General features: G+C 72.1%; 14 protein-coding genes. 12 read left to right on the forward strand and 2 right to left on the reverse strand.

The genetic code is table 11. The features are described from left to right. Positions 1 to 327: 327 nt before the first annotated feature. A complete protein-coding gene (locus tag ACFC09_RS28915; RefSeq protein ID WP_376533264.1) occupies positions 328 to 984 on the reverse strand; it encodes a bifunctional DNA primase/polymerase in 657 nt (218 codons plus the stop codon). Between the two features lie 458 nt (positions 985 to 1,442). Between ACFC09_RS28915 and ACFC09_RS28920 the strand changes: the two genes are divergently transcribed. From ACFC09_RS28920 to ftsH, 6 genes are all read left to right on the forward strand, one after another. Beyond that, positions 1,443 to 2,915, forward strand: coding sequence for a hypothetical protein (locus ACFC09_RS28920; RefSeq protein WP_376533265.1), 1,473 nt, complete (start codon positions 1,443 to 1,445; stop codon positions 2,913 to 2,915). A gap of 323 nt (positions 2,916 to 3,238) precedes the next feature. Beyond that, positions 3,239 to 4,576, forward strand: coding sequence for an ammonium transporter (locus tag ACFC09_RS28925; RefSeq protein WP_376533266.1), 1,338 nt, complete (start codon positions 3,239 to 3,241; stop codon positions 4,574 to 4,576). After that, positions 4,573 to 4,911 (forward strand): P-II family nitrogen regulator, encoded by a 339-nt coding sequence (locus ACFC09_RS28930; RefSeq protein WP_003997576.1) that lies wholly within the window; start codon positions 4,573 to 4,575, stop codon positions 4,909 to 4,911. The genes ACFC09_RS28925 and ACFC09_RS28930 overlap by 4 nt, the downstream gene beginning before the upstream one ends. 41 nt (positions 4,912 to 4,952) lie before the next feature. After that, on the forward strand, positions 4,953 to 7,460 hold the full coding sequence (locus ACFC09_RS28935) for a [protein-PII] uridylyltransferase (protein ID WP_376533267.1): 2,508 nt from the start codon (positions 4,953 to 4,955) through the stop codon (positions 7,458 to 7,460). Positions 7,461 to 7,683: 223 nt separating this feature from the next. Then, complete coding sequence (gene ffh / locus ACFC09_RS28940; protein ID WP_376533268.1) at positions 7,684 to 9,234, forward strand: signal recognition particle protein; 1,551 nt, start codon at positions 7,684 to 7,686, stop codon at positions 9,232 to 9,234. Between the two features lie 206 nt (positions 9,235 to 9,440). Continuing rightward, a complete protein-coding gene (gene ftsH / locus ACFC09_RS28945; RefSeq protein ID WP_376533269.1) occupies positions 9,441 to 11,378 on the forward strand; it encodes an ATP-dependent zinc metalloprotease FtsH in 1,938 nt (645 codons plus the stop codon). A 94-nt stretch (positions 11,379 to 11,472) separates the two neighbouring features. On the opposite strand, the gene ACFC09_RS28950 is transcribed toward ftsH, so the two are convergent. After that, positions 11,473 to 12,321 (reverse strand): SAM-dependent methyltransferase, encoded by an 849-nt coding sequence (locus tag ACFC09_RS28950; protein ID WP_376533270.1) that lies wholly within the window; start codon positions 12,319 to 12,321, stop codon positions 11,473 to 11,475. Between the two features lie 199 nt (positions 12,322 to 12,520). Between ACFC09_RS28950 and proS the strand changes: the two genes are divergently transcribed. The 6 genes from proS (at position 12,521) to trmD (ending at position 17,242) form a co-directional block, all read left to right on the forward strand. Then, positions 12,521 to 13,936, forward strand: a complete 1,416-nt coding sequence (gene proS, locus ACFC09_RS28955) for a proline--tRNA ligase (RefSeq protein ID WP_376533271.1) — start codon at positions 12,521 to 12,523, stop codon at positions 13,934 to 13,936. Between the two features lie 261 nt (positions 13,937 to 14,197). Continuing rightward, positions 14,198 to 14,800, forward strand: coding sequence for a hypothetical protein (locus ACFC09_RS28960; RefSeq protein WP_376533272.1), 603 nt, complete (start codon positions 14,198 to 14,200; stop codon positions 14,798 to 14,800). A 288-nt stretch (positions 14,801 to 15,088) separates the two neighbouring features. Next, a complete protein-coding gene (gene rpsP / locus ACFC09_RS28965; RefSeq protein ID WP_376533273.1) occupies positions 15,089 to 15,511 on the forward strand; it encodes a 30S ribosomal protein S16 in 423 nt (140 codons plus the stop codon). Positions 15,512 to 15,516: 5 nt separating this feature from the next. Then, complete coding sequence (locus ACFC09_RS28970; RefSeq protein ID WP_003973401.1) at positions 15,517 to 15,756, forward strand: RNA-binding protein; 240 nt, start codon at positions 15,517 to 15,519, stop codon at positions 15,754 to 15,756. Between the two features lie 80 nt (positions 15,757 to 15,836). Next, positions 15,837 to 16,412, forward strand: a complete 576-nt coding sequence (rimM, locus tag ACFC09_RS28975; protein WP_376533274.1) for a ribosome maturation factor RimM — start codon at positions 15,837 to 15,839, stop codon at positions 16,410 to 16,412. Beyond that, on the forward strand, positions 16,409 to 17,242 hold the full coding sequence (gene trmD, locus ACFC09_RS28980; protein WP_376533275.1) for a tRNA (guanosine(37)-N1)-methyltransferase TrmD: 834 nt from the start codon (positions 16,409 to 16,411) through the stop codon (positions 17,240 to 17,242). Before rimM ends, trmD begins: the two co-directional genes overlap by 4 nt. Positions 17,243 to 17,304: the final 62 nt, after the last annotated feature.

Below are 17,304 nucleotides of genomic sequence, written 5' to 3' on the forward strand. Positions count from 1 at the left end.
GGCACCACCTGCGAAAACCCGAATGTGCCCAGGAAGCGCCCGTCCCCACCGGCATGTGGCTGGGGACGGGCGCTTCGCCGTACGCGCCGGTACAGCCGGGGCGTGCTCGGGCGCCCGGAGTCCGGTGGCGCTCCCAGTGCGCCGGGGCGTGTCTCGAAAGTCCCCGCCCGCCCCACGCGCCCCCCCGGCCGTGGGTCGGGAGGTGGAGGAACGCGCGCTCGCCGCGGTTGTCGGGACTGCCCGCGCGCCCGGTACGCCTCGCGGCCACACATACCGGACACCACCGGACCGCCCTCCGCGCGGGCGGCGCCGCTTTCGGGACCCGCGCTATGCGCGCGACCGGTGTGCCACGTAGGCCAGGGTGCCCAGGAGCAGACGGGCGGCCGGGGGTTTGGTCGCGGAGTCGAGGGCGGGCGGGCGCAGCCAGCGGGTGGGGCCCAGCCCGCCGCGGTCCGAGGGCGGTGCCGTGAGGTAGCCGCCGGGGCCGAGGCCGCGCAGGTCGAGGGCGGCCGGGTCGTCCCAGCCGAGGCGGTAGAGCAGCGCGGGGAGTTCGGCGGCGGCGCCGGGGGCGACCAGGAACTGGGCGCGGCCGTCGGGGGTCGCGAGGACCGGTCCCAGGGGCAGGCCCATGCGCTCCAGGCGGACCAGGGCCCGGCGCCCGGCGGGCTCGGCCACCTCCAGCGCGTCGAACGTGCGCCCGGCCGGCAGCATCACCGCGGCGCCGGGGAACTCCCCCCAGGTCTTGGTGACCTCGTCGAGGGTGGCCCCGGCGGTGATGTGGGGCGCGAACTCCAGCGGATGAGCGCCCGGCGCACAGCAGTCCGCCCGGCCGCAGGAACAGGCGCCCCCCGCGGTCCGCGCGCCCGGCACCACGTCCCAGCCCCACAGGCCGGTGAACTCGGCGACCGCGGTGCACTCCGAGGAGCGGCCGCGCCGGCGAGTGCCGGAGCGGATCTCGCGCATGCCGCCGATCGTGAAGTCCATGCCCCCTCCAACGGGTCCAGCGCGCCGTGGTTACGACGCGGAGCGAGACGGAAGCGGAACGTGACCGTATACGGCTCCGTCTACCCCACTCCTGCGGGGGCCGAGCGGCGCTTTGAAGCGTCTTCGGTGGTGCGTCGGGGGGTGCGCGCCCCCGAGTTGCACCGTTGCACCCACTTGTGGCCGTCCTATGTCAAGTGAATCGCGCCTGGGTAGTCGTGAGTTCATTCGAAGGGGTGGCGAATGGTGGCGTTTCCAGGATCGCCATGGTGGGTCCGTGAACGTAGGATTACGTTGAGTAGCACGAGTCCCGGGGCACATGCGCGTACGGGTATGCCGGAGGCAAGTCGGCTCTCCGTTCTAAGGGTGAGAACCGCCGGACGGACCACGGTGGGTAGCGGCATCCTGATAAGGCTTGGCGCACTCGGTGACAAGTAGTCTCAGGAATTGGGGGCGCTCCAGTGGGCGGCAACGGCGGTGGCGGGACGAACACTGACAAACGCCCGAACGAGCTGCTGGGCTCGTGGTTCGTGCGCAGCGGCTGGTCCAAGGGCGAACTGGCCCGCCAAGTCAACCGCCGCGCCCGTCAGTTGGGCGCCAACCACATCTCCACGGACACCTCCCGGGTGCGCCGCTGGCTGGACGGCGAGAACCCCCGCGAGCCGATCCCGAGGATCCTCTCCGAGCTGTTCTCCGAGCGGTTCGGCTGCGCCGTCTCGGTCGAGGACCTGGGCCTGCGCGCCACCCGCCCCTCACCCTCCGCGACCGGCGTCGACCTGCCCTGGACGGGCCCGCAGACGGTGGCCCTGCTGAGCGAGTACTCGCGCAGCGACCTCATGCTGGCGCGCCGCGGCTTCCTCGGCACATCGCTCGTCCTGTCCGCGGGCCCGTCCCTCATCGAGCCGATGCAGCGCTGGCTGGTCCCCTCGCCGCCGTCCCCGCTGCCGGAGCCCGAGCCGGTCGAGCCCCGCCGCCCCGGCCGCCTGTCCAAGCCCGAGCTGGACCTGCTGGAGACCACCGCGGTGATGTTCCGCCAGTGGGACGCCCAGTGCGGCGGCGGCCTGCGCCGCAAGGCGGTCGTCGGCCAGCTCCACGAGGTCACCGACCTGCTTCAGGAACCCCAGCCGGAGGCCACCGCCAGGCGGCTTTTCAAGGTCGCCGCCGAGCTGGCCGAGCTGGCCGGCTGGATGAGCTACGACGTGGGGCTCCAGCCCACCGCGCAGAAATACTTCGTCCTCGCCCTGCACGCCGCCAAGGAGGCGGGCGACAAGCCCCTGGGCTCCTACATCCTCTCCAGCATGAGCCGCCAGATGATCCACCTCGGCCGGCCCGACGACGCCCTGGAACTGATCCACCTCGCCCAGTACGGCAGCCGCGACTGCGCGAGCCCGCGCACCCAGTCCATGCTGTATGCGATGGAGGCCCGCGCCTACGCCAACATGGGCCAGCCCGGCAAGTGCAAGCGCGCGGTGCGGATGGCCGAGGACGCCTTCGCCGAGGGCGACGAGTGGGACGAGCCGGACCCCGACTGGATCCGCTTCTTCTCCGAGGCCGAGCTGTACGGCGAGAACTCCCACTCCTACCGCGACCTCGCCTACGTGGCCGGCCGCAGCCCCGCCTACGCCTCCCTGGCCGAACCGCTGATGCAGCGGTCCGTCGAGCTGTTCGCCGCGGACCACGAGCACCAGCGGTCGTACGCGCTGAACCTGATCGGCATGGCCACCGTGCACCTGCTGCGCCGTGAGCCCGAGCGGAGCACCGCCTACGTCACCAAGGCGCTGACCGTCGCCGGGAAGGTGCGGTCCGAACGGGTGAACACGCGCATCCGCAAGACCGTCGACACGGCCGTACGCGACTTCGGCGGCCTCGCCGAGGTCATCGACCTCACCGACCAGCTCGCGACCGCCCTCCCGGAGACCGCTGAGGCGGTCTGACCCCGCTGGACCCCGGCCGCGGCCGGCCCTCCCGAACAGCCCGACTCGGCTCCCCCGCGCCAGGTCGTCGGAAGGCCGGCCGCGGCCGGTTTCGTTCCGCGGGAGGTGGTTGCGTCACGATAACGAGCGCCGTGCGGCGAATCCGGCAGTTCATCCACGCGTAACACACACGGCGCCTTCGTCACTCCGGTGAAACAACGAGGGGCTTCGACCGAAACCGCGCTGCGCCAGTCTCGTGGCGCATAACCGGCCCGCCCCTCACCGACCGGACCACTCTTCAGGCCCTGCCCGCACGGGCCGTACCAATCGACGAGGAGACGCCGATGGCACCAGCCATCACGCTTGCCGCGGAGGCACCCAAGCTGTCCGCCGCGGACACAGGCTTCATGCTCATCTGTTCCGCCCTGGTGATGCTCATGACCCCCGGCCTGGCCTTCTTCTACGGAGGAATGGTCCGCGTCAAGAGCACCCTGAACATGCTGATGATGAGTTTCATCAGCCTGGGCATCGTCACCATCCTGTGGGTGCTCTACGGCTTCTCCGTGGCCTTCGGCACCGACAAGGGCTCCCTCGTCGGCTGGACCTCCGACTTCGTCGGATTCAGTGGCATCGGCAAGATGGACCTCTGGCCCGGCTACACCATCCCGGTCTTCGTCTTCGCCGTCTTCCAGCTGATGTTCGCGATCATCACGCCCGCCCTGATAAGCGGTGCCCTCGCGGACCGGGTGAAGTTCTCGGCGTGGGCCGTCTTCCTCGTGCTGTGGGTCACGATCGTGTACTTCCCGGTGGCGCACTGGGTCTGGGGCTCCGGCGGGTGGGCCTACGAACTCGGCGTGATCGACTTCGCCGGTGGTACCGCGGTCCACATCAACGCGGGTGCCGCGGCCCTCGGCGTGATCCTCGTCATCGGCAAGCGGGTCGGCTTCAAGAGGGACCCGATGCGCCCCCACAGCCTGCCGCTGGTCATGCTCGGCGCCGGTCTGCTGTGGTTCGGCTGGTTCGGCTTCAACGCCGGCTCCTGGCTCGGCAACAACGACGGCGTCGGCGCGCTGATGTTCGTCAACACGCAGATCGCCACCGCGGCCGCCATGCTGGCCTGGCTCGTCTACGAGAAGATCCGGCACGGCGCGTTCACCACGCTGGGCGCCGCCTCCGGCGCGGTCGCGGGACTGGTCGCGATCACCCCGTCCGGCGGCGCGGTCTCCCCGCTCGGCGCGATCGCCGTCGGCGCCATCGCCGGTGTGCTGTGCGCCATGGCGGTGGGCCTGAAGTACAAGTTCGGCTACGACGACTCCCTCGACGTGGTCGGCGTCCACATGGTCGGCGGCGTCCTCGGCTCCCTGCTCATCGGCTTCTTCGCCAGCGGCAAGGGCCAGTCCGACGTCAAGGGCCTGTTCTACGGCGGCGGACTCGACCAGCTCTGGAAGCAGTGCGCCGGTGTCTTCGCGGTCCTCGCCTACTCCCTGATCGTCTCCGCCGTCCTCGCCTTCCTCCTCGACAAGACCATGGGCATGCGGGTCACCGAGGACGAGGAGGTCTCCGGCATCGACCAGGCCGAGCACGCCGAGACCGCATACGACTTCAGCGGCGCCGGTGGCGGGGTCATCGGTAGCATCGCGCCCGCCCTGGCCGCCCTGCAGAGCAAGAAGGTGGACGCATGAAGCTCATCACCGCGGTCGTCAAGCCGCACCGGCTCGACGAGATCAAGGAGGCCCTGCAAGCCTTCGGGGTGCACGGCCTGACGGTCACCGAGGCGAGCGGTTACGGTCGTCAGAGGGGACACACCGAGGTCTACCGCGGCGCCGAGTACACCGTCGACCTGGTACCCAAGATCCGTATCGAGGTGCTGGCCGAGGACGACGACGCCGAGCAGCTGATCGACGTCATCGTCAAGGCCGCCCGCACCGGCAAGATCGGTGACGGCAAGGTCTGGTCCCTGCCGGTCGAGACGGCCGTACGGGTGCGCACCGGCGAGCGCGGTCCGGACGCCCTCTGACCGGACGCGCAGGCGAACAGCAGAACGACAGGAGCCGCTGGGTGACGGGTACGAAAGAGCACGACGACGCGAAGGACTCGGGACCCAGTGGCTACGCGGCGGCCCGGCTGCGCCTCCTCACCGAGGGGGAGCAGTCCGGGCCGCCGCGCCGAGCGGCCCTCGCCGAGCTGACCGACGACTGGCTGGCCGGGCTGTTCGGCGCGGCGGCCGAGGGACTCCCGGGCGTCTCGCTGGTCGCCGTCGGCGGATACGGCCGCGGCGAGCTGTCCCCGCGCAGCGACCTCGACCTCCTGCTGCTGCACGACGGCCCCGACACCGAGGCGATCGCCGCCCTGGCCGACCGCATCTGGTACCCGGTCTGGGACCTCGGCCTCGCCCTCGACCACTCCGTGCGCACGCCCGCTCAGGCCCGCAAGACGGCGGGCGGCGACCTCAAGGCCCAGCTCGGACTGCTCGACGCCCGCCATCTCGCGGGCGACCGCGGCCTCACCACCGCACTGCGGACGACCGTGCTCGCCGACTGGCGCAACCAGGCGCCCGCACGCCTCCCCGAACTCCAGGAGCTGTGCGCCGAACGCGCGGCCCGCCAGGGCGAGCTTCAGTACCTCCTGGAACCGGACCTCAAGGAGGCCCGCGGCGGCCTGCGGGACGCCACCGCCCTGCGCGCGGTCGCCGCGTCCTGGCTGGCCGACGCCCCCCGGGAGGGCCTCGCGGACGCCCGTCGGCGGCTGCTCGACGTCCGGGACGCCCTGCACCTGACCACCGGCCGCGCCACCGACCGCCTCGCCCTCCAGGAGCAGGACCAGGTGGCCGCCGAGCTGGGCCTGCTCGACGCCGACACCCTGCTGCGGCAGGTCTACGAGGCGGCCCGCGTCATCTCGTACGCCAGCGACGTCACCTGGCGCGAGGTGGGGCGCGTTCTGCGGTCGCGCGCCGTACGCCCCACACTGCGCAGACTGGCGAGGGAGCGAAGCGACTTCCTCAGAAGGGCGGTGGCGGGCGACGGGAGGGCACTGGGCGGCAAACCGGTCGCCGAGCGCTCGCCGCTGGCCGAGGGGGTCGTGGAACAGGACGGCGAGGTGGTGCTCGCCCGCACCGCGCGCCCCGAACGCGACCCGGTCCTTCCGCTGCGCGCCGCGGCCGCCGCGGCCCAGGCCGCTCTCCCGCTCTCCCTGCACGCCGTACGGCGCCTGGCGGCCACCGCCGGCCCGCTGCCCACGCCCTGGCCCGCGGAGGCCCGCGAGCAACTGGTCACACTGCTCGGCTCCGGCCGGCCGACGGTCGACGTCTGGGAGGCGCTGGAGGCGGAAGGTCTCGTCACCCGGCTGCTGCCGGACTGGGAGCGGGTGCGCTGCCGCCCGCAGCGCAACGCCGTCCACGTGTGGACCGTCGACCGGCATCTGATCGAGACGGCGGTCCGCGCCTCCGAACTGACCCGCCGGGTCAGCCGGCCCGACCTGCTGCTGGTCGCCGCCCTGCTGCACGACATCGGCAAGGGCTGGCCGGGCGACCACTCCGTGGCCGGCGAGATCATCGCCAAGGACGTGGCCGTCCGCGTCGGCTTCGACCGCGCCGACGTGGGCGTGCTCGCCACCCTCGTACGCCATCATCTGCTGCTGGTGGAGACCGCCACCCGGCGCGACCTGGAGGATCCGGCCACCGTCCGCGCGGTCGCCCACGCCGTCGGCACCCCGGGCACGCTGGAACTGCTGCACGCGCTGACCGAGGCGGACGCGCTGGCCACCGGCCCGGCCGCCTGGTCGTCCTGGCGCGGCGCCCTGGTCGCCGACCTGGTGAAGCGGGTCGCGGCGGTCCTCGCCGGGGACACGCCCGGCGAACCCGAGCCCGCCACCCCCACCGCCGAGCAGGAGCGCCTGGCCATCGAGGCGTTCCGTACCGGCGGACCGGTGCTGGCGCTGCGCGCACAGCCGCAGCAGCAGCCGGCGGCGGACGAGGAGCCCTCGGGCGATCCCGAGCCGCTGGGCGTCGAACTCCTCATCGCCGTACCCGACCAGCCGGGGGTGCTGCCCGCGGTGGCCGGGGTCCTCGCCGTGCACCGGCTCACCGTGCGCACCGCGGAACTGCGGACCCTGCGGCTGCCGGACGACGTCGACGACGGGTCGCTGCTGCTGTTGGACTGGCGGGTCGCGGCGGAGTACGGCTCGCTGCCGCAGGCCGCGCGGCTCCGCGCCGACCTGGTGCGGGCGCTGGACGGCAGCCTGGACATCGCGGGCCGGCTCGCCGAGCGCGACGCGGCCTATCCGCGCCGCCGCGGCTGGCCGGCCCCGCCGCCGCGGGTCACGGTCGCTCCGGCCGCCTCCCGGCACGCCACGGTGATCGAGGTCCGCGCCCAGGACGCGCCGGGACTGCTGTTCCGGATCGGCCGGGCGCTGGAGGACGCGGGCGTCCGGGTGCGGAGCGCGCACGTGAGCACGCTGGGTGCCAACGCGGTGGACGCCTTCTACGTGACGACGGGGACGGGAGCGCCCTTGTCGGCCGGTGACGCGGCGGCGACGGCCCGCGCGCTGGAGGAGACGCTGCGGGCATGACCCCGCGGGCGTGTCGTACGCGCACCTGACGTGGTCCCCGCCGACGCGGGGCGGACCGGGCGGACCAGGCGGCCCGGCCGCGCCGGGACGGACGCGTCATGGCCCCGCCGCGCGCGTCCCGCCCCGCCCCGCTGAACGCGGCGGTCGGGGACGATCTGCTTGCGGGGCCGGATACCCTGGAAGACGCTCTGTACTGCCCCCAACTCCGAGGACCGACGCCGCCGTGTTCGATACTCTCTCCGACCGCCTCAGCGCCACTTTCAAAAACCTCCGTGGAAAAGGCCGGCTGAGCGAAGCGGACATCGACGCCACGGCGCGCGAGATCCGCATCGCGCTGCTCGAAGCGGACGTCGCCCTTCCTGTGGTCCGCACGTTCATCAAGAACATCAAGGAGCGGGCCCTCGGCGCCGAGGTCTCCAAGGCGCTGAACCCGGCCCAGCAGGTCCTGAAGATCGTCAACGACGAACTGGTCACCGTCCTCGGCGGCGAGACCAGGCGTCTGCGCTTCGCCAAGCAGCCGCCCACGGTGATCATGCTGGCGGGTCTCCAGGGTGCGGGTAAGACCACCCTCGCGGGCAAGCTCGGCCGCTGGCTCAAGGAGCAGGGCCACTCCCCGCTGCTCGTCGCCGCCGACCTGCAGCGCCCGAACGCCGTCAACCAGTTGAGCGTCGTCGCCGAGCGCGCGGGTGTGGCGGTCTTCGCACCGGAGCCGGGCAACGGCGTCGGCGACCCGGTGAAGGTCGCCGAGGACTCCATCGACTTCGCGAAGTCCAAGGTCCACGACATCGTCGTCGTCGACACCGCCGGCCGCCTCGGCATCGACCAGGAGATGATGCAGCAGGCCGCGGACATCCGCGACGCGGTCTCCCCGGACGAGATCCTGTTCGTCGTCGACGCGATGATCGGTCAGGACGCGGTCAACACGGCGGAGGCGTTCCGCGACGGCGTCGGCTTCGACGGCGTGGTGCTCTCCAAGCTCGACGGCGACGCCCGCGGCGGCGCCGCCCTGTCGATCCGCCAGATCACCGGCAAGCCGATCATGTTCGCGTCGAACGGCGAGAAGCTCGACGACTTCGACGCCTTCCATCCGGACCGGATGGCCTCCCGCATCCTCGACATGGGCGACCTGCTCACCCTGATCGAGCAGGCGGAGAAGACGTTCAGCCAGGAAGAGGCCGAGAAGATGGCCTCCAAGCTGGCGTCGAAGAAGGGTCAGGACTTCACCCTCGACGACTTCCTGTCCCAGATGGAGCAGGTCAGGAAGATGGGCAGCATCTCGAAGCTGCTCGGCATGCTGCCCGGCATGGGCCAGATCAAGGACCAGATCAACAACCTCGACGAGCGCGACGTCGACCGCACCGCCGCGATCATCAAGTCGATGACCCCCGGCGAGCGCCAGGACCCGACGATCATCAACGGTTCGCGCCGCGCCCGTATCGCCAGGGGTTCGGGTGTCGAGGTCAGCGCGGTGAAGAACCTCGTCGAGCGGTTCTTCGAGGCGCGCAAGATGATGTCCAGGATGGCCCAGGGCGGCGGGATGCCCGGCATGCCGGGCATCCCGGGCATGGGTGGCGGTCCCGGCCGGCAGCGGAAGCAGCCGAAGAAGGCCAAGGGCAAGCAGCGCTCCGGCAACCCGATGAAGCGCAAGCAGCAGGAGCTGGAGGAGGCCCAGCGGCGCGAGGCCGCCGCGCAGGGCGGGGGAGCACTGGGCCTGCCGCAGCAGGGCGGGCAGGACTTCGAGCTGCCGGACGAGTTCAAGAAGTTCATGGGCTGAGCCCGGCCGAGCCCGCGCGGTCCCCGGCCGCGCGCGATCCGGAGGCGTTTCCTTCCACGACCTGAGGGCGTCCCGCTTCCACGAGGGGCCGCCCTCCGACGTTCCCGAGGGCGCGCCGACCGCGCCCGCCGACCGTGCCGCCGGGCCCCACGGGTACGCCCGTGACGTGCGGTGCCGCATTCCGATACGTGGCGTAACGTCCCGATATGACCAACCCGGCGCCGCCGCGTGACTCCCCGGACCAGCCCTGGCGCACCGAGGGCGCTCCCGAGGAGCCGCAGAAGCCCCCGTCCGGCAGGCGGCGGATGCGCGGCGGCTGGTGGCGGCTGGCCCTGGCCGCGCTGGTCGTCTATCTGATCGCCAACATCGTGCTGTCCCTCCAGGACCAGGACCACGAGCCGACGGTCTCCTACACCGAGTTCAGCAAGCAGGTGTCGGACGGCAACGTCTCCAAGATCTACGCCAAGGGCGACGCGATCCAGGGCCAGCTCAAGAAGGAGCAGACCGACCCGGAGAGCGGCAGCAAGTACACCAAGTTCAAGACCCAGCGCCCGTCCTTCGCGGGCGACCAGCTGTGGTCGGACCTGATCAGGCACAACGTCGCCGTCACGGCGGAACCGGTCGTCCAGCACCGGAGCTTCCTGTCCAATCTGCTGATCTCGCTGGCGCCGATGCTGCTGCTGGTCGCCGTGTGGATCTTCATCGCGCGGCGGTTCAGCTCGGGACTCGGCGGCGCGGGCGGCATGTTCGGCCGCAAGCCACCGCCCAGGCCGGTCGAGTTGCAGCCCGGACAGCAGCGCACCACCTTCGCCGACGTCGCCGGCATCGACGAGGTCGAGGACGAGCTGAACGACGTCGTCGACTTCCTGAAGCACCCGGACGCCTACCGCAGGATGGGCGCCAGGATGCCCCGCGCCGTCCTGCTCTCGGGACCGCCCGGCACCGGCAAGACGCTGCTCGCGCGCGCGGTCGCGGGCGAGGCGGGCGTGCCCTTCTTCTCGGCCTCCGCGTCCGAGTTCATCGAGATGATCGTGGGCGTCGGCGCGTCCCGGGTGCGCGAACTGTTCGCCGAGGCCCGCAAGGTCGCCCCGTCGATCATCTTCATCGACGAGATCGACACCATCGGCCGGGCCCGCGCGGGCGGCTCCGGCATGGGCGGCCACGACGAGCGCGAGCAGACCCTCAACCAGATCCTCACCGAGATGGACGGCTTCTCCGGCTCCGAGGGCGTCATCGTCATCGCGGCCACCAACCGGGCGGACGTCCTGGACCCGGCGCTCACCCGCCCCGGCCGCTTCGACCGGGTCGTCAACGTCTCGCCCCCCGACCGCGGCGGACGCGAGGCCATCCTGCGGATCCACACCCGCGGCATCCCGCTCGCCGCGGACGTGAACCTCGCCCAGGTGGCCCGTACCACCCCGGGCATGACCGGCGCCGAGCTGGCCAACCTCGCCAACGAGGCGGCCCTGCTCGCGGTCAAGCGCGCACAGCGGGAGGTGACGCGGAGCGACTTCTCGGAGGCGCTGGAGAAGGTCCAGCTGGGCGCCGAACGCGCCCTGGTGATGCCCGAGGAGGAGCGCCGCCGCACCGCGTACCACGAGAGCGGACACGCCCTGCTGGGCATGCTCCAGCCCGGCGCCGACCCGGTCCGCAAGATCACCATCGTGCCGCGCGGCAGGGCGCTCGGGGTCACCCTCTCGACCCCCGAGTCGGACCGGTACGCGTACACCGAGGAGTACCTGCGCGGGCGCATCATCGGCGCGCTCGGCGGGATGGCCGCCGAACAGGTCGTCTACGGCGTCATCACCACGGGCTCGGAGAGCGACCTGGAACAGGTCACCCGCATCGCGCGCGGCATGGTGTCCCGCTGGGGGATGAGCGAGCAGGTGGGCCGGCTCTCCGCGCTGCCCGACGACAGCCAGCAGGCGTACGGGCTGGCCGCCGCGCCGCAGACCCTCGACGTGATCGACGCCGAGATGCGCCGCATCGTCGACGAGTGCTACGAGGAGGCGTGCCGCAAACTCGGCGAGCACCGCGGCCGACTGGACGCGCTGGCCAGGGCCCTGATGGAACGGGAGACCCTGGAGGAGAAGGATGCGTACCGGATCGCCGGCATCACCCGCCTGACGAAGGACGAACCCTGAGCCGACCCGCCCCGTCCGGGCCGGGCGCGGGATCTTCCCCGAGGTGCGCGGGGATCTGCCCCGACAGGTGCGCGTGGTGCGTGCCTACGCCCGCCTAGGGAACACGGGCGATCAGATAGCGGAACACGTTCGGCATCCACACCGTCCCGTCCTGCCGCCGGTGGGGATGCAGCGCTTCCCGCAGTTCCTTGTCCACCTGCGCCGGGTCGGCGGCCGTGAGCGCCGCGTCGAACCATCCCGTCGACAGCAGACCGCGCACCGCGCTGTCGACGTCCGCGTACCCGAACGGGCAGGCCACCCGCCCGGAACCGGCCGGCCGCAGCCCGGCCCGCCGGGCCACCTCCTCCAGGTCGTCGCGGCCGGCCGGGCCCGCACCGCGCGCCGGACCGGCCGGCCCGGCGGCCACCCGCAGCACGTCCGAGGTGGCACAGCGCTCCGGCGGACCCCAGCCGGCCAGCACCACGGCCGCGCCGCGCACGGCGAGCGGCAGCGCGGCGGCGAGCGGGCCGCCGAGCCCCGCCGGACCGTCCGCGCGGCCCCCGGTCGGTTCGAAGACGGTCACCAGGGTGTACGCGGGCGTCTCCGCGTCGGCCGCGTCCCCGGGCGAGCCGTCGACGATCCGGGCGCGCGCACGCGCGCGTGCGTCCCGCGCGTCCGGCAGCAGGCGCTGCCGTGCGAGGGCGAGCAGTTCGGGCCGGCCGCGGTCGACGCCGGTCACCGCGGCCCCTCTGGCCGCCGCCGTCAGCAGGGCGAGTCCGGAACCGCAGCGCAGGCCGAGCAGCCGGGTGGCCGGGCCGACTTCAAGCCGTTCGTAGACGGACTCGTGGAGCGGGACCAGCATCCGTTCCTGGATCTCGGACCAGTCACGCGCGCGTGCCCGCCGGTCCACACCGGGGGCGGTGCCCGCGGGGGCCGGGTGCTGCCGCACGAGCGCAGGTGTCATGGATCAGCGCCCCAATCCGCCGTAGGCCGCCGCTGCGACCGGTTGCGTGGCCCCCGTGCCGTGCGCTCGCACTCTCCACCCATGCCAGGTAACTCCCGGCTCGCGACGGCGTCCAGGGGTCCTGGAACGCGGATCGCCGCTGCCCGGCGGCCGTGGCGAGAATTCACATCCCGGCAACATGGACCCGTACCATCGCGCCATGGCAAAGGCACCCGTTCTCACCCCCCGGGCGGTCGACTTCCCCCGCTGGTACCAGGATCTGATCAACAAGGCGGAGCTGGCCGACAACGGCCCGGTGCGCGGCACCATGGTGATCCGACCGTACGGGTACGGGCTGTGGGAGCGGATGCAGGCCGAGATGGACACCCGGATCAAGGGGGCCGGCGCCGCCAACGCCTACTTCCCGCTGTTCATCCCGCAGTCGTACCTGACCCGGGAGGCCGAGCACGTCGAGGGTTTCGCGCCGGAGCTGGCCGTCGTCACGCACGCCGGCGGCAAGGAACTGGAGGAACCCGTCGTCGTCCGGCCCACCTCCGAGACGATCGTCAACGACTACTTCGCCAAGTGGGTGCAGAGCTACCGGGACCTGCCGCTGCTGATCAACCAGTGGGCGAACGTGGTGCGTTGGGAGCTGCGCCCGCGCGTGTTCCTGCGCACGACGGAGTTCCTGTGGCAGGAGGGCCACACCGCGCACGCCACCTATGAGGACGCCCGCGACTACGCCGCGCGCATCCACCGCGAGGTGTACGCCGACTTCATGGAGAACGTCCTCGCCATGGACGTCCTCGCGGGCCGCAAGACCGCCCGCGAGCGGTTCGCCGGCGCCGTCAACACCCTCACCCTGGAGGGCATGATGGGCGACGGGAAGGCCCTTCAGCTCGCCACCAGCCATGAACTCGGCCAGAACTTCGCCAAGGCTTTCCACACCCAGTACCTGTCGAAGGACGGTCGGCAGGAATACGTCTGGCAGACCTCGTGGGGCTCCACCACCCGCATGATCGGCGCCCTGGTGATGATGCACGGGGACGACGACGGCCTGCGCGTCCCGCCCCGGCTGGCGCAGATCCAGGCCGTGGTGCTCGCCGTCAAGGACGACGAGGCGGTCCTGGCCAAGGTCCGCGAGATCGGCGACCGGCTGACCGCGGCGGGGATCCGGGTACGGGTGGACGACCGCACGGACACCCCGTTCGGCCGCCGCGCCGTCGACTGGGAGCTGAAGGGCGTGCCCGTCCGCATCGAGGTCGGCCCGCGCGACCTGGAGGCCGGTACCGCGACGCTGGCCCGCCGCATCCGCGGCGGCAAGGAACCGGTCGCCCTGGACGCGCTGCCCGCCCTGCTCCCGGGGATCCTCGAAGCGGACCAGGCGCTGCTGCTCGGGCAGTCGCGGGAGCGCCGCGAGTCCCGCACGGTCGACGTGGCCACCGTCGCGGAGGCCGTCGAGGCCGCCACCGCCGGCGGCTGGGCGCGCATCCCGTGGGCCGACCTCGGTGAGGAGGGCGAGGCCGAGCTGGCCGAGCACGCCCTGACCGTGCGGTGCCTGGTCGCGGCGGACGGGTCGGTGCCGGACGCAGACGGCACCCCGGACGACGTCGCGATCGTCGCGCGCGCATACTGAAGCGGCGCCGTCACGGCGAGAGCGACCGAAACGTCTCTTGCGCGGCGGCCACCCACAGCCGTCCCGGTGCGCGGACACGTTCTGCGTGCCGGGTTCTACGTCGGACTACGTACCGGGTTGGTAGGAGCTGTGCGGCTTCTCCGCAGATCAGCGCTCCCGCCCTCGTCAGGTCGCATCAGCGGCAACTGACGGGTACGTGCAAAATTATTTTGGGATGCCCCGGAATCGGAACACAGCGGCGGTCCGGCTCGTTCTCATTACGTGAGCACGACACAGACACCACCTGTACTCGCCGCAGAGCTGGCACAGGCGTGGGCCGACATTCAGCGGTACCACCCCGAGCTGCCTGACCTTGCCGCGCCAGAGTCCCTGATCGGAGAGTCGTCGTCCGCGTGCGGACACGAGCTCTCCTTCGAGCGACTGCTTCACGAGGCAGTCCACGGCATCGCCGCCGCGCGCGGCGTACGCGACACCTCCCGGGCCGGCCGCTATCACAACCGGAGATTCCTCGCCATCGCCGAGGAGCTGGGCCTGGACCACCCCGACGAGCCGCACCCGAGCAGCGGCTTCTCGCTGGTGACGCTCAACCCGGAGGCGAAGCGGCGCTACCGCCCGACGACGGAGCGGCTCCAGCGCGCCCTGAAGGCCCACCTGGCAGCCACCTCCGCCGACACCTCCCGCACCTTCCGCGGCCCGGCCGCCCGCCACGGCTCCTCCGGTGGCGGTGTCCGCGTCAAGGCCGTCTGCGACTGCGGGCGCAATGTCCGGGTCGTCCCGTCCGTGCTGGCCCAGGCGCCGATCATGTGCGGCGGCTGCGGCAAGCCGTTCCGGATCCCGGAGGTCGTGGGAGCGGCGGCGAGCTAGGCACGCGGCTGCTCGTGGCAGCCGCGTGCGCCGACTCGCCGGTGCCGGGCAGCACACCCGACGTACGGTCGTCTCCGCGCCGGGTGTCTGTCCGGCATGCCCGCGCCCCGGCCCGGGCCCTCGGCCGGAAGCGACCCGCTGCGTGTGGCACAATGGCTAGCTGTACTCGACAGCCGTACAGGACCCCTCTCTCCTCCGGCTGACGCGTCCATCGGGCCACTCGGGTCCGCAACCCCACGCGGCATCTCGTTGTGCCCCACCACGTCAAATCCAGGAGAACCCACTCCCGTGGCAGTCAAGATCAAGCTGAAGCGTCTGGGCAAGATCCGTTCGCCTCACTACCGCATCGTCGTCGCCGACTCCCGTACCCGCCGTGACGGCCGGGCCATCGAGGAGATCGGCAAGTACCACCCGACCTACAACCCGTCGGTCATCGAGGTGGACGCCGACCGCGTGGCGTACTGGCTCGGCGTCGGCGCCCAGCCGACCGAGCCCGTGCTCGCCATCCTGAAGAAGACGGGCGACTGGCAGAAGTTCAAGGGCGAGCCCGCTCCGGCGCCGCTGCTCGTCGCCGAGCCGAAGGCCGCGCGTCCGACGTTCGAGGCTCTCGGCGGCGAGGACGAGGGCAAGGGTGAGGCGATCACCCAGCGGAAGAAGGCCGAGAAGAAGGACGAGGCCGGCGCCGAGTCCTCCGAGTCGACCGAGGCCTGAGCAGCATGCTCGAAGAGGCGCTTGAGCACCTCGTGAAGGGCATCGTCGACAACCCTGACGACGTGCAGGTCGCCTCGCGCAACCTGCGCCGCGGGCGCGTCCTTGAGGTCCGGGTCCACCCCGACGACCTCGGCAAGGTGATCGGCCGCAACGGCCGCACCGCGCGTGCCCTGCGCACCGTCGTGGGTGCCATCGGCGGTCGCGGAGTCCGCGTCGACCTCGTCGACGTCGACCACGTCCGCTGACGCTTTCGAGAACCGGCTCGGGCCGGGGAAGGCCACTGGGCCCTCCCCGGCCCGAGGCGTATGACAGGAGATCTGGAAACGTGCAGCTGGTAGTCGCACGGATCGGCCGTGCCCACGGCATCAAGGGTGAGGTCACCGTCGAGGTACGTACCGACGAGCCGGAACTCAGGCTCGCGCCCGGCGCCGTGCTCGCCACCGATCCCGCCTCCACGGGACCGCTCACCATCGAGACCGGCCGCGTCCACAGCGGCCGCCTGCTCCTGCGTTTCGCCGGCGTCAAGGACCGCAACGGCGCGGAAGCCCTCCGGGGCACCGTCCTGATCGCCGAGATCGACCCGGAGGAACTGCCCGAGGGCAAGGACGAGTACTACGACCACCAGCTGATCGACCTCGACGTGGTCACCGAGGACGGCACGGAGGTCGGCCGCATCACCGAGATCTCCCACCTGCCCTCCCAGGACCTGTTCATCGTCGAACGGCCCGACGGCAGCGAGGTGCTGATCCCCTTCGTCGAGGAGATCGTCACCGAGATCGACCTGGCGGAGCAGAAGGCGGTCGTGGCGCCCCCGCCGGGCCTCATGGACCTCGCGGCCCGCGGCGACGCCGCCGCTGACGGACGCGGCGCCGGGTCCGGGGCCGGGGACGAGGGCGCATGAGGCTCGACGTCGTCACCATCTTCCCCGAGTACCTGGAGCCGCTGAACGTCTCCCTCGTCGGCAAGGCACGCGCGCGGGGACAGCTCGACGTGCACGTGCACGACCTGCGGACCTGGACGTACGACCGGCACAACACGGTCGACGACACGCCTTACGGCGGTGGGCCGGGCATGGTCATGATGACCGAGCCGTGGGGCGACGCCCTCGACTCCGTACTGGCCGACGGCTACGAGACCGGCTCCGGGACGCCCGCGCTGATCGTGCCCACCCCGAGCGGCCGCCCCTTCACCCAGGAACTGGCCGTCGAACTCTCCGAACGCCCCTGGCTGATCTTCACGCCGGCCCGGTACGAAGGCATCGACCGGCGCGTCATGGACGAGTACGCGACGCGGATACCGGTCTACGAGGTGTCCATCGGCGACTACGTGCTCGCCGGCGGCGAGGCGGCCGTCCTGGTCGTCACGGAGGCCGTGGCACGGCTGCTGCCCGGCGTCCTGGGCAACGCCGAGTCGCACCGGGACGACTCCTTCGCACCCGGCGCGATGGCGAGCCTCCTGGAGGGCCCCGTCTACACCAAGCCGCCCTCGTGGCGCGGCCGGGACATCCCGGACGTGCTGCTCAGCGGCCATCACGGGAAGATCGCCCGCTGGCGCCGGGACGAGGCGCTGAAGCGTACGACCGCCAACCGGCCCGACCTGATCGAGCGTTGCGGCCCCCAGGCGTTCGACAAGAAGGACCGCGAGATGCTCTCCATCCTCGGCTGGTCCCCGGACCCGGACGGGGAACCGTACGGCCGATTTTGGCGCAGGCCAGAGGGCATGGAAGAATAGCTCGCTGTTGTGCGTCCGTCCGGCGTGCGCCCCTGCCGCAGGGGGACACGACGCCCGCCCCG

Source organism: Streptomyces sp. NPDC056161, from assembly GCF_042268025.1.
In the GTDB taxonomy this organism is placed as follows: Bacteria; Actinomycetota; Actinomycetes; order Streptomycetales; family Streptomycetaceae; genus Streptomyces.

Coding starts and splice junctions, on each gene's coding strand:
- ACFC09_RS28915 (WP_376533264.1), bottom strand. CDS start 984: ATGGACTTCACGATCGGCGGCATGCGCGAGATCCGCTCCGGCACTCGC.
- ACFC09_RS28925 (WP_376533266.1), top strand. CDS start 3,239: ATGGCACCAGCCATCACGCTTGCCGCGGAGGCACCCAAGCTGTCCGCC.
- ACFC09_RS28930 (WP_003997576.1), top strand. CDS start 4,573: ATGAAGCTCATCACCGCGGTCGTCAAGCCGCACCGGCTCGACGAGATC.
- ftsH (WP_376533269.1), top strand. CDS start 9,441: ATGACCAACCCGGCGCCGCCGCGTGACTCCCCGGACCAGCCCTGGCGC.
- ACFC09_RS28950 (WP_376533270.1), bottom strand. CDS start 12,321: ATGACACCTGCGCTCGTGCGGCAGCACCCGGCCCCCGCGGGCACCGCC.
- proS (WP_376533271.1), top strand. CDS start 12,521: ATGGCAAAGGCACCCGTTCTCACCCCCCGGGCGGTCGACTTCCCCCGC.
- ACFC09_RS28970 (WP_003973401.1), top strand. CDS start 15,517: ATGCTCGAAGAGGCGCTTGAGCACCTCGTGAAGGGCATCGTCGACAAC.
- trmD (WP_376533275.1), top strand. CDS start 16,409: ATGAGGCTCGACGTCGTCACCATCTTCCCCGAGTACCTGGAGCCGCTG.